The organism is Marinigracilibium pacificum (genome assembly GCF_012926615.1).
In the GTDB taxonomy this organism is placed as follows: Bacteria; Bacteroidota; Bacteroidia; order Cytophagales; family Cyclobacteriaceae; genus Mangrovivirga; species Mangrovivirga pacifica.
On record NZ_JABBNU010000017.1, the window covers coordinates 1 to 12,884 of the forward strand.

15 protein-coding genes are annotated in these 12,884 nt (G+C 33.8%); 13 read left to right on the top strand and 2 right to left on the bottom strand.

The window, feature by feature from the left end; genetic code table 11:
• Positions 1–308: 308 nt before the first annotated feature.
• The 9 genes from HH304_RS20600 (at position 309) to HH304_RS20640 (ending at position 8,263) form a co-directional block, all read left to right on the top strand.
• Positions 309–1,331, top strand: a complete 1,023-nt coding sequence (locus HH304_RS20600; RefSeq protein WP_169685188.1) for an SseB family protein — start codon at positions 309–311, stop codon at positions 1,329–1,331.
• 539 nt (positions 1,332–1,870) lie between these two features.
• Positions 1,871–2,449 carry an FEKKY domain-containing protein gene (locus HH304_RS20605; protein ID WP_169685189.1) on the top strand — a complete coding sequence of 193 codons (579 nt, stop codon included), beginning with the start codon at positions 1,871–1,873 and terminating at the stop codon, positions 2,447–2,449.
• A gap of 351 nt (positions 2,450–2,800) precedes the next feature.
• Positions 2,801–3,691 carry a hypothetical protein gene (locus HH304_RS20610; RefSeq protein ID WP_169685190.1) on the top strand — a complete coding sequence of 297 codons (891 nt, stop codon included), beginning with the start codon at positions 2,801–2,803 and terminating at the stop codon, positions 3,689–3,691.
• Between the two features lie 337 nt (positions 3,692–4,028).
• Positions 4,029–4,289 (top strand): hypothetical protein, encoded by a 261-nt coding sequence (locus HH304_RS20615; protein ID WP_169685191.1) that lies wholly within the window; start codon positions 4,029–4,031, stop codon positions 4,287–4,289.
• Between the two features lie 60 nt (positions 4,290–4,349).
• On the top strand, positions 4,350–4,919 hold the full coding sequence (locus HH304_RS21345; protein ID WP_271711721.1) for a hypothetical protein: 570 nt from the start codon (positions 4,350–4,352) through the stop codon (positions 4,917–4,919).
• Between the two features lie 103 nt (positions 4,920–5,022).
• Positions 5,023–5,481 carry a hypothetical protein gene (locus HH304_RS20625; protein ID WP_169685193.1) on the top strand — a complete coding sequence of 153 codons (459 nt, stop codon included), beginning with the start codon at positions 5,023–5,025 and terminating at the stop codon, positions 5,479–5,481.
• A 347-nt stretch (positions 5,482–5,828) separates the two neighbouring features.
• Positions 5,829–6,506, top strand: coding sequence for a hypothetical protein (locus HH304_RS20630; protein WP_169685194.1), 678 nt, complete (start codon positions 5,829–5,831; stop codon positions 6,504–6,506).
• 447 nt (positions 6,507–6,953) lie between these two features.
• Positions 6,954–7,643, top strand: a complete 690-nt coding sequence (locus HH304_RS20635) for a DUF4386 domain-containing protein (protein ID WP_169685195.1) — start codon at positions 6,954–6,956, stop codon at positions 7,641–7,643.
• Positions 7,644–7,933: 290 nt separating this feature from the next.
• Positions 7,934–8,263, top strand: coding sequence for an antibiotic biosynthesis monooxygenase family protein (locus HH304_RS20640; RefSeq protein ID WP_169685196.1), 330 nt, complete (start codon positions 7,934–7,936; stop codon positions 8,261–8,263).
• A 42-nt stretch (positions 8,264–8,305) separates the two neighbouring features.
• Here the strand turns inward: HH304_RS20640 and HH304_RS20645 are convergent, their stop codons facing one another.
• Entirely contained in the window at positions 8,306–8,695 is a 390-nt protein-coding gene (locus HH304_RS20645) for a hypothetical protein (RefSeq protein ID WP_169685197.1), read from the bottom strand.
• A gap of 11 nt (positions 8,696–8,706) precedes the next feature.
• On the bottom strand, positions 8,707–9,444 hold the full coding sequence (locus HH304_RS20650; RefSeq protein ID WP_169685198.1) for a hypothetical protein: 738 nt from the start codon (positions 9,442–9,444) through the stop codon (positions 8,707–8,709).
• A gap of 247 nt (positions 9,445–9,691) precedes the next feature.
• Between HH304_RS20650 and HH304_RS20655 the strand changes: the two genes are divergently transcribed.
• The 4 genes from HH304_RS20655 (at position 9,692) to HH304_RS20670 (ending at position 12,880) form a co-directional block, all read left to right on the top strand.
• A complete protein-coding gene (locus HH304_RS20655; protein ID WP_169685199.1) occupies positions 9,692–9,979 on the top strand; it encodes a YciI family protein in 288 nt (95 codons plus the stop codon).
• Between the two features lie 248 nt (positions 9,980–10,227).
• Positions 10,228–11,328, top strand: a complete 1,101-nt coding sequence (locus HH304_RS20660) for a DUF2855 family protein (RefSeq protein WP_169685200.1) — start codon at positions 10,228–10,230, stop codon at positions 11,326–11,328.
• A 500-nt stretch (positions 11,329–11,828) separates the two neighbouring features.
• Positions 11,829–12,377, top strand: a complete 549-nt coding sequence (locus HH304_RS20665; RefSeq protein WP_169685201.1) for a TetR/AcrR family transcriptional regulator — start codon at positions 11,829–11,831, stop codon at positions 12,375–12,377.
• An 11-nt stretch (positions 12,378–12,388) separates the two neighbouring features.
• A complete protein-coding gene (locus tag HH304_RS20670; RefSeq protein ID WP_169685202.1) occupies positions 12,389–12,880 on the top strand; it encodes a PaaI family thioesterase in 492 nt (163 codons plus the stop codon).
• Positions 12,881–12,884: the final 4 nt, after the last annotated feature.

Below are 12,884 nucleotides of genomic sequence, written 5' to 3' on the forward strand. Positions count from 1 at the left end.
CATATTCTATCGCTCTTTCAATGATTGTTTTACTTTTTTTTCATAATTTCAATGATTATTTAAATTAAGAACTCCTCCTAAGTTAGAAACTTTCCTGGTTTCCGACGAAGGAGGATTTGTTCAACACTAAATATAAGCAATAGCGGTTTCGGTGGGTATTCGGGCGGTAGTGGTTCTTATCAGCCTCGCCAAATCTACCGATTTGCCTTTTTTAATTTTGTGTAGCTTTGGCTACTTTATAATTCGATACGGAACCGCATTAAAGTCCGCTACTGCTCATATTATTAACGTAGATACAATTAAGAATAATGGGGATATTCGACATATTTAAAAAGAAAAAAACAGAATCAACATTTCCAGAAAACGAATTGGAACAGTGTCTGATGCGTGCAGCTTCTGAAATTTCCGCTCAAAAGGAATTTTATCAAAAGCTCTTATGGAATCAGTTATTTGTTTTAACTGCCGGACATGATGCTTCTGAAGAAGGTATACAAACATTAGAAAAGGATACTACAGTTCAATTCATCACTTTTGAAGAAGGACAAATACCTGTTTTCACTTCTATTAATCGAATTTTTGATAAAGGAGTTATAAAGGATGAAGTCCCTTATATGATTATAAAGGGACAGGATTTATTTGGTGTGGCTAAAGGAGCAACATTCATTCTGAATCCATACTCTGACTATGGAAAAGAATTGATTCCTGAAGAAATTGAAAATCTCTTGAACGGGACGATCTATGACAAAATAGATGAGCAAGAAAGAGAGAATAAAAAATATCAAGAGTTTAACGAGATATTTAAGAAAGCTGGAAAAAGACAAGAAGGACTCATACTGCTAGATGGATACCACAGAAAAAAACTTAATGAATCTGAAAAGCTAAAGCTTGAAGAATCAATTAAGGACTTTAAAAAATGTCTTGACATGATTCCTGATCATTGGCAAAGTATGATACTAATAGCAAAGGCACTTCAAAGATTAGAAAGACACTCTGAAGCTCTTGAGCAATTAGAAGCCGCATTAAAAATTGAACTAGAGAACCATTCAATTGCAATGGAAGCATCATTAGAAGCGATGCATTTAAAAGACCTAGACAAAGCAATACAATACTCTGAAGAATCTTTAAAAAGAAGACCAAATGATTTTGCCCTTTTAGGGAATCATGCATTGAATTTGTTAGTTGCTGAAAAAGACCAAGAAGCCAAGGAAACAATTGACAAAGCGATCAAATTGCAGCCAAGGGATTCTGTAAATAGAAATATTGAATCCATGATAAAAGATGTTCTATTGGGTAAGAGAGATAGACCGACTTTTGAAGATGTAATTAAATAAAAACTGTATCTATATGAGTATACGGCCGTGAGCCATAAGCCCACGGTGCGCCTGCTGATGATAAATGTTAGCATCTTCGATATGGCGGTACGTCAAATCAAATCTTCACTTTCTGATAGTATGTAACCATGCTTTCGTAGCCTCTTCTTCGGAGTCGGGATTCGGTAATCTTTGTACCTGGAATTGGACTTTATTCACTTTCTCAATTTATTATTAATGGAGTTAATGAAATCGATGATTTGCTTTGCAAAATCGAGATTCGGCAAAGCCAATGCTTCGCATTTGAGCTACTGCCACCCTCTCCCGCTGTTCGGAGTTTAGCGATAGCGTAACTTCGAACTTTTAATGAAATACAGGGATTGTATCCCGGCCACCTATCGGTATTTATTTAGGAAATGTTTGATTTTACTCAACCAAGAGCTATTTTAGAATTTTTAAAGGGATTTATTAACGAAAAGAACAACGAAGTTATAAAGGAAATAAGAGCAATAGAGTCGCGCTTATCCCTTCGTTGCACATAATTAGTGCATTTATAAATTATGAAATATTTTTTAATAATAGTATCCTTCCTAATTTTCAATACTCTTCGGATGTATTCACAAGACAAATATAATGTCACCATTAAACTTGAATTGGATACAATTGAACAAGAATTACCTAAAAGTTTATTATTTTTTCCCGTTTCAATTTACAAAGAAAACGGAACGACATATAAAGTAGGTGATTTGGATTCAGGAACTTATAAACTTAGAGTTAACATAATAAATTATGAAATTCTTGTTACTAATATAAAGGTTGGTAAACATACAGATAACAATCATACAATAAAATTAAATCGAATATCAAATCCATATTCTTTTGAATCTGATCTTGAAAAAGGTAACCTTATGCTTTTTCTTGAGGTTAGAGGACCTACTACGTTTTATGGTACGGAAGTAAGCAAAAAATTCAAATCAAAATTTGATGTCGCAATTGTTTCTTCTTTTACTTCATGTTTAAAAGAAAACACAAATTATGATTTACAATATTCAAGAGAAGTAGCTTCTTATTTAGATGAAAAATATGGGAATAAGTGGCGGAAATTTTTAATGAAGTATGATTTAAAACCTTTTGAATAACCAATTTATATTATAACTATGTACAATCGAGGTACTGTCTTTAAATGCAACTAGAAATATATAATTATTTTAATATTTTGAATACTAATGAGAGCTTCTAAAATTTCAATTATTTAGAAGGACACCCCCGCTGTTCGGAGTTTAGCGATAGCGTAACTTCGAACTTTTAATAAAATGTAGGGATTGTATCCCGGTCACCTATCGGTATTTATTAAGGAAATGTTTGATTTTACTCAACCAAGAGCTATTTTAGGTTTTTAAAGGGAATTATTAACAAAAAGAACAACGAAGTTTTTAAGGAAATAAGAGCAATAGAGTCGCGCTTATCCCTTCGTCGGCGGTAATTGAGCAATGAGAAGATTTATCGGAACTCTTATATTTTTCGTGACACTCGGGTATGGGCTTAGCCAGGCAAAAGCAAGCCCCCAAGTACCTGATTATTTAATATATAAGGGTGACACAATTGCGTTTTATCATCTTATATTAGAAGATTACTTCAACTCTCAAAACAAAGAGAACCAAGGTGATTTATTTGGCCTCAAGTTTCGGACAGGTGCTTCGACCAGTTGTTGGAGAGGTTACCAAGCAATATATAAAATTGATAACGATAGTCTTTTTTTAAGTCAAATTATTCATTGTCGTGAACTGCTGTCCAAATCAGGAATTGACAAGGAACAATCAAAATTAAGAATAAGAGAAATTTTTGGCAAAAAGATGAAAAACGGAAGAGTTCATCTGAACTGGTATTCCTCCGACATCAGCATACCTGTAGCTGATCTACTCCGATGGGATGGAGTTTTTTACCACAGCTTTGAACAAGAAAAGCTCATTTCAATTAAAAACGGAATCGTAATTAGCACTACCCCAATTACGAACTATATTGACCACCCAGATCGAATAAACAGAAGATATACTGACACTCTTTCAACTGTATTGTTCAATGAACTTCAAAAGATTAATTGGGATAATGAAAACGCTTATGATTGCTCTGAAAAGTATTTGGTAACTATTGACGAAAAGGGAGAAATTAGTGAAGTTATCATGTCCGAATATCGAACTAAAAAGGAGATAATAGAATTTTGGGACATGCCTGAATATAACTACTGTATTCGAACAATAAAGTCAAGATTGGAACACCTTAAGTTTGACGTTATAAAAAAAGCTGGTAAACCAATTGAAGAACAAGTCTATTTGGAGATTTGGGTAGAAGATAATGGTACACTAGAGAACTGGACGAATTAACAACATACCGCCAACAAACGCTAAACATGAATATGCGAACTGAGCATTTTGAAAGGTATATACTAATTAGAAACTTAACCGAATCTAGCAAATGGGGCGCATACCCCCGCTGTTCGGAGTTTAGCGATAGCGTAACTTCGAACTTTTAATGAAATGTAGGGATTGTATCCCGGTCACCTATCGGTATTTATTAAGAAAATATTTGATTTTACTCAATCAAGAGCTATTTTAGGATTTTTAAAAGGGATTATTAACAAAAAGAACAACGAAGTTATAAAGGAAATAAGAGCAATAGAGTAGCGCTTATCCCTTCGTTATGGGCAATTAAAGGAAGATAATGGCAACAGATGGAACTAAAATAATTGATGGAGATACAGCTCACGATACATATTGGGGAATTATGGATCTCTACGATAGTGGGGCTGAAATGCAAATGATTATCAATGAATTTCCTCTTGAGCAGCCTGAATATTTTGATGAATTTGACAATGAAATTTATGTAACAAGTTGTGGACTTGCATATTGGGAGTTGGGGCTCATGACTCCCGAAAGAATTGACTACATAAAAGAGATAATTAGTAAAGATGCTTGTGTGTAAGAATGGACCTCTTACTCTGAAAAGGAAGGTAAATCAAGAAAGTCAGTTCTTAAGAGATATTTGACCAAGATTGAAAAAACCAACGAAAAGGTAAGAAAACGAAAAAAGTATAGAAAAATAAGCAACTTCATTTTTAGCGAAAATTCTGTTTTAACCTTTCAACTAACAAACAACGAGTATGCTGTGACGTGTTGTGTTAAAATTGACCAATATCGTGGAAGCTGTAATTATTGGCCTGTCCCAACCACCTATAAGTCAAGTTCCAAGCCTACAATGGAACAGATAATGGAATCCGAAATATTAGGTAGAACTATTGGAAGCGGATTTAGTAGAGAACAGACTAAAGCTACGCAGCCAGGAATCGAAAAAATATGGAACTATTTAGGTGGAAAACCAAATTTCTGTTTCGGTTTTGCGATTCAAGCAGTTGAACATAAAGACTTATTGAACTTTAAAGATCGCTTTGAAAGAATTGGAGAATTAGACATTACTGAAGGCCTTAAAGAAATAGGTTCTATTAGTGGTGAAGATTCATTTGAAAGATATGATGAGACCTATGCCGATTTAGATAATCAAATTAAAGTGTTTGGATATCAAAAGTACCCAATCAGAATAATAAAAAATGAATAAAAAGCCCATAACAATACCTAAGCTTCATACCCCACCACGAGGGATGGGGTCCGCCGCTTAGCCTTAACGTTAGCGGCAAGCATTTTTGGACAGATTGACACCAATGAAAAAAGCATTAATTAGTTTCATGTTGACAACTACACTTGTGAGTTGTGACTATTTTAACGACACAAGAGTATGTAATCAGACTGGAAAAGAAATAATATTGAAAATAACTTTTGACAAGGACGAAGTTAATAGTTGGTCTGGGGGAATGCTTGCAAAAAACCTAACGAAAACTTTTAGGAACTTTGGTGACAACTTAACTCCTTTTAACATCGACACCATTAACTATATTTCGACTTATATAATAATACCTGACACGTGCGGATCAATTGAAGGTGGAAACAACCGTAGACCAAATTTTCATTTCTTTAAAAAGTTAGAGGTAATCAGTGGAGACGATACACTTAGACTGCGGACAAAGGAAGAAATGAGAAAAGCATTTGACGCAGACCGAGAAGACACAAAATACTATTTTGACTTATTAATACAGAAAGGTGTAAAAAGTGCCAGCCGCTAATAGAGTAGACGCCCGCGAGCCATAAGCCTACGGTGCGCCTGCTGACGAAAAATGTAAATATTTTCAATACTGACCCCTCTCCCGCTGTTCGGAGTTTAGCGATAGCGTAACTTCGAATTTTTAATGAAATGTAGGGATTGTATCCCGGTCACCTATCGGCATTTATTAAGAAAATATTTGATTTTACTCAACCAAGAGCTATTTTAGGGCTTTTTAAAGGGAATTATTAACGAAAAGAACAACGAAGTTATAAAGGAAATAAGAGCAATAGAATCGTGCTTATCTCTTCGTTTTGATCAATATAAGACAAAATTAATTTGCTAGGTAAAAGTGATTTAAAACAATTAATGAATAGATATAATATAACTAGAATACTTTTTATTCTTTTAGTTTTGGCTCCAAATGATATTTTGGCAGATGAACCACCTTGTTGGTGTGAATTTAGTATTTATTCATTTGATTCTTTGTATCGTGCAGATATTATAATGGCTAATCATGATACTTCAGTAGCAGCCTGGGAGAATGATTGGATAATAAATGTATTCGACACCTCAATTGATTCAATTATTTGGTCTTCTAAATTTTATAATGATGGTTATGGAGCTGGTATTTTATCTAATGATGGTAAAATATATGTTTATGGAAATTCTTGGTTAATAATGGATTATAAGAATCAATTAGTTATTTATACGGCTGATACTATTTTTCAATATAGCGGTCGTGACCTGGGATTAATTGAATCAGATTATCCAAATACTGTATCACACAAGATATGGATTGAAGATTATTATTTATATCCTAATTATCAAACTGACTCTACAAGAGTGATAATTGCAACCTTGGATTCTAAAAAAATCGAATTGAACATTTATAGCGGAGAAATCAGAATTTCTAAGATTAAACAATCAAAAGAAATGATTGAGCAGCTTGTGAATGTTAAAAGGTTTGGGTTATGGACAATAATAATAATCGGGCTTGGGATTATTTTAATAACAATTAGAAATTTTAAAAATAAAAGAGCATAAAATTTTGTATAAGTTATGGCTTGCTGAAGAGTCAGCTCAAGCGCCGGATTCTCGCTGGATTTCACTGTCCTATCTGACATAAAACCGGCACAATAATCTGCCTAAACCAATAGTTAGATAATCACGGAATGTCTTACAAAATCAAAAACACTTATTTCATTTCATAAAATTATTATCATCAACAATATATTATTCTCTGACATATGTGGGATTAAAGTTTGCAGCTATTTTTTCTCAATAACGCCCCAATTAAAACCATTAAAAAACGGTTTGTACCTATCATAAAATATCATCTAAAATTAATCTTTAAATGATTTACTATTGGGTTCAGGTATTTATTATAAAATATTTTAAAGACTGAATCCGATTCCCAAATCATTACAAAAAGGATTTCAGAATCAAACTAGTATTATATAACCTAACATTTCTTACGTTAAAAATAAGTCGATGACTCTAACCGTAAATCAACAAGAACTGGTAAAAACTGCAAGAATAACCGGCACATGGTATCTGGCATTAGCAATTACTGGCATTTTAGGATTTTTGATATTTCATTCACAGGTTTTTGATGCCAATGACCCTCAAAAAACCTTAGAAAATCTTATAAATAATGTATCCATTGCCAGAACCAGATTGCTGTTTGAATTTGCTATTATCGTTTCTCAGGCTCTTGCTGCTGCTTGGTTTTATAAATTATTCAAAAACATTAATGAATGGGCAGCTTGGTCAACAGGTGTTTGGGGATTGGTAAATTCAGTAGCAATTATGATCAGTGCCATATCAATGGCTGCTGCTATTGATATAGCTAATTCATCATATACCATGGTTGATAAGGTGATCATTATTGACCTTTTGAGTAGTCTGGTGACAAATGCCTGGGGCATAGGAGGCTTATTTTTTGGACTATGGCTTATTCCTATGGGTTATATAATTACTAGCTCCAAAAGAATGCCTGTTTGGTTAGGCCGTACCTTAATAATTGGTGGTATAGGTTATCTAGCTAGTGTTATTACTAATTATTCAGGAATTGAAAGCTCTTATTTAAAATTTCTAACTGTTCCTGCAACAATCGGAGAATTCTGGATGATCGGATATTTATTGATTTTTGGAATTAGACCCCAACAGTCTGAAGTATAAACATTGCGTAACTTAAGATTTGACATGTATTTAGCAGGATTACTTATTAAAGTTTAATTTCAAATAATTGTTCTTCTAATTAATGTTTTTCAATTGTCTGGATTCCTATCTGATAAAGAAAAAGAAGATAAATTCTATTACAATGCCGCTAGATTTTAATACTGGATTAATTTAGTTTAATAGATTAAAAGGATTGATATATGGTTTTACAAATACAAACCAAATACTACGGTAAAATTGTAATACTCATTAACTTAGTAAACATTCAACCTTAACTGGATTTAACTTAAATGAAAGAAATCAGCATAATCAATTCGATTCATGTTCCTGAAGGACATGAAGAAACAGCTATCAAGGTAAGAGATACTTATATTGAATACTTTAAATCGAAAAAAGGATTTGTAAGTTCGACATTCTATAAATCCATCAACCCCGACAATACAACCAATTTTATTAATATCGTTGTATGGGATTCATATGAATCATACGAAAAAGTTGTAAATAACGGCTTCAATAATGCTGAAGGACTGAATGAAGATAATATGAAGGTTCTTGGAAAAGGCTTCCCATCTCCAATCAAAGTAAATCCGGGACAATTTGAAATCATTAGAAATGATTAAACGAAATTTCCACCAAACTGATTAAACCAAAAAAGATCATTTTTAAATATTAGGTTCTCCTCTTGGATGGATATGAACACTCAAAAAATGATTAAAGTCATTTAGATTATCAGAGACGCTTAATTCCGAAGAGAAGGTAAACCATAGGGTTTCATCATCTTCTTTGGTGTTATTAATTTCATTTTCTTCCGGAGAAGGTTCGGATTGTATCAGCCATGAAGGTTCTACAGTTGGTTGAGATTCTTCTAATCGGAACATCAGACGAATTTCTTCTATAAAAGCATTATCACCTGCTTCCAAAGCAATTGGTATAACATATAAAAGTCTTCCTCCCTCTTCTATATGAATACCATTCGATATTGCTTCAGTAATCTTATGCGAAAAACGGCCATAAGCATGGCGAGTCAAATAAGTACGAAATGGTTTAGCCATAATTTTCGGGTTTAACATTGACTACCTCTACCTCTCCAGGTATAATGATAAGCTCCAGGTGCATCCTTGCAATCACCAGCATTAAGAAACCCATCAATCTGTGCTTCAGTTATATTTAACATATCATAGGTGCCCACCTGGGCCCATTTAACATAATACCATTGACTGGGAATAAATGAACCTCCAAAACTAATTTCAACTTTCCCGTCACAACATATCTTATAGCGAATCATCATCCAGGCATAGGGAGCCCATTGACCTGTAAACATCCAATTACCCAGATTCCCAACCTTTCCGATTTTAAACCTGATCCAATGTTTAATAATTGCACAATCCCTCTCCCATTCTACTTTTGATCCTTCAGATCCATCTCCACCCATATTTGCAACCGTGACCTTCGGGTTTCCTGCTATATCCCAATTAATCTGCACGTTAGCGGGTGTGTAACCAACAAACCCTTTATATTTATATGTTACTTTTGATGGATACCCTTCTTCTCCACAAAATAGCTTTACGTCAATTATTGCATTTCCTCCTCTGAATTCCTTTTCGTTTATAATCTTATCCCACCAATCACGATATCCTGACAGAACCGTCGGAGGAGTCTCATTACCAGAATCAAATAACATACTAAAGGCTGGCCATGAATGCTTATGTCGTGTAAAAGCATTTGCTGGAACATCACCAATGTGTTTGTAATATGGGATCCATCCGGTTGCCATTGCATCTGGTCCACATATAGAATTCATAGGGAAAGTGATTAAATTTAAATTTTATCGAAGTGGCGATACCTTTTAAGGCTAGAATTATACTTCTTTTAATTTAAAAAGAAATAAGTAGGTAAGCAATCTGAGACATTGATATATTAAATTTCAATAGCTAGCAAAATGTGTTCAAATAACAATAACTTTCTAAAGTCCTAATATGGAAATTGGATATACTATATTATCCAAGAAAAAGAAAACATTAATAAACAACCAATAAATTAATTCATAAATGTTTATAATAAATCTGACTTACAAAACTGATCTTGAAAAAATAGATCATTATTTAGATGAACATATTGTATTCTTAAATGAACAATATGAATCTGGAATCTTCCTTGCTTCAGGACGAAAAGTACCCAGAACAGGTGGAATAATTTTATCCGGGGCTTCATCAAAAACAGAATTAGAAAAAATTATAGAAAAAGATCCTTTTAAGAAAAATGATCTGGCAGATTATGAATTAATTGAATTCATACCGAGTAAATCATGCGAGGAACTAAGTTTTTTGATAGAATAATACCCTGATTTTAAAACTGAATAAATAACAAGATTAATCAAGGCTACCAGATATAACTTATTATTACCTGTTTCTTGAAATAAATAATTAAACCATTTCGAAGTATGCCGAAGAATAAATCGCACTCAATCTCATGCTCGAAACCGTTTCTTCTTCTTGATTAAGAAATTTGCTAATCATCTCCTTCACGAACATTGTTTAGCTTAAATGAATTTATTAAACTTAACTGCATTAAGACCAAAACCATTATGGAAACAATTAACTCTTTAGACTTTACTGTAAAGACTGATGAACTTCAAAAAACACAATTTGTTGAAAAAACTTATTCTGACGAACTGGCGGCAGATCAAGTGATCTTGAAAATTAACAAGTTTTCATTCACAACAAACAACATCACCTATGGGGTTGTTGGAGAACAAATGAATTACTGGAAGTTTTTCCCGACACAATCTGGTTATGGAATCATTCCCGTTTGGGGAGTAGCTGAAGTGATCTTATCCAACCATCCGGAGATACAAGTGGGACAGAAATATTATGGATACTACCCGATGGGCCATCACCTGTTAGTTACTGCGGATAAAGTAAGCCCTAGAGGATTTATTGATGCTTCTGAACACCGACAAGGGCTCTCCGCTATCTACAATTACTATAGCAATACAGCTCAAGACCCTGCCTTCACTCCTGAAACAGAAGAATATATTTCAATCTTTCGTCCATTATTTGGAACTGCATTTTTGATTAATGATTTCCTGGCTGAACATAATTTCTTCGATGCTAAACAAATAGTAATAATTAGTGCATCCAGCAAAACAGCTCAAGCATTAGCCTGCCTGGTGGCACATCACAAAAGTGAGAATCAATCTGATCTTAACCTGATAGGTCTTACCTCCTCCAGAAATAAAGATTTTGTAGACCACCTGGGTTGGTATGATAAGGTAATAAGTTATGATTCTGTTGGTGAAATTGACCCTTCCAATAAAACAGTTATAGTTGACTTTGCCGGGAATCATCAACTTCAATTCGAAATACAAACCTTATTGGGAGAAAATCTGGTATATGATTGTCATGTAGGATTCACTGATCGAAATAATTTGGAAGGGGAAAATTCACTACCCAAAAAGCCCGAGTTCTTCTTTGCTCCTGGCCAGGCGGAAAAGCGACGAAAAGAGTGGGGTTCAGCAATATTTCAGCAAAATATCGGGAAAGCCTGGCAACATTTCTTGAAAGAAATCCAATCAAAGGTTGTGATTAAGGAACATGCTGGAAAACAAGGACTGGAACAGCTGTATTTCAAAATGTTGAATGGTGAAATTGACCCTCAACATGGAAATATCGTGAGTTTCAAATAATAACCTAGATACAGAATACTGGATAATTGGAAGAATGACATTTGCTGGATATCAACACCACAAATAAAAATATTTTAAAGAACTTCCTTAACTGATACATATCGAAATCCTCAAAGATTCCAAAGAATTATACAATGTAACTTTAAAGTCCGCAGTCTGGCATTGTCTGATTGCGGATTTTTTTTAAAGTCAGCACTGTCTCAAAATTCAAATAAAAGGCATTAATCAATCATAAAAAGTATCCAGATTTTGAAATTGGATATAAGTCTAACCTATGTAATTCATCTGCCTTTACGTTCTTACTTATTACAAAATAAGGAAGGCATCAGCTCCCCAGAATAATAAGATAGGTATAAAATGAATTATCAATGGTCATACTTTAACCGAATGACTAATATAATCAATGACTGTAAACACCTCCTTCACAATCATTTTCATGAAATCACTGTAATAATGGTTTTTTCTTACTAAATTTATCTACCTATAAGTAGATAGATAAAATGAAAGAACAGATCATTCAAGAAGCAAATAATTTGATCGTAGAACGTGGATTCAATGCCTTTAGCTACAAGACTATTACCGAAAAAGTCAATATAAAAACTTCATCTATTCACTATCATTTCCCAACCAAAACAGATTTGGGAATTGCTGTAGTAAAACTTCACTCCCAGGCTTTGCAACAAACCATAGACAGGAACAAAAACAAAAGCGCTTTAGACAAACTTGACAAACTTCTTTCATATTTTAAAAAACTAGCACATAACAACGAGGTCTGTATAGTTGGAGCAATGACCTCAGACATAAACACACTGGAAGAACCTTTACGACTTGAAATTCTAAATCATGCGAAGGCAGTTATAAACTGGGCAGGATCAATCATAACAGAAGGAATAAATCAAGGAATATTTAAACCCCAGGACAATGTAGGCTTAAATGCAAAATTACTAATCACCAATTTAATGGCACTCTTACAGATAGCTAGAATAGAAAACAACAAATCCTCTTTTGATTTGGCACTAAAGCAACTCAAAAACAATTTGTTAATGTAAATCATCAAAACATGAAAGACAATAGAAGCAGAACCTATACCTGGAATAATCCCCTTGAAATTTTTGATAAAGCAATGATTTTAACGGGCATTGATTTTATAAAGGCTATGTTCGAAGGGGAAATTCCTCCTCCACCAATAATGAATACATTAGATTTCAAAATGTCAGAATTAAATGAGGGAAATGTAGTGTTTGAATTTCATCCCGGAGAATACCACTACAATCCAATAGGATCTGTACATGGTGGAGTAATTACAACCATTCTAGACTCAGCCATTGGATGTTCACTGCATACCACAATACAAAAAAACACTGCATATACTACTTTGGAGATCAAGATAAATTTCCTGAGGAAAATTACCCAGGACACCGGCATACTTAAAACCAGAACAAGCATCAAACATTCAGGAAAATCTACGGCATTAATCGAGTCAGATCTGGAAGACGAGGCTGGGAAAGTCTATGCACATGCAGTATCAACTTGTATGATATTTAAGATCTAAACAC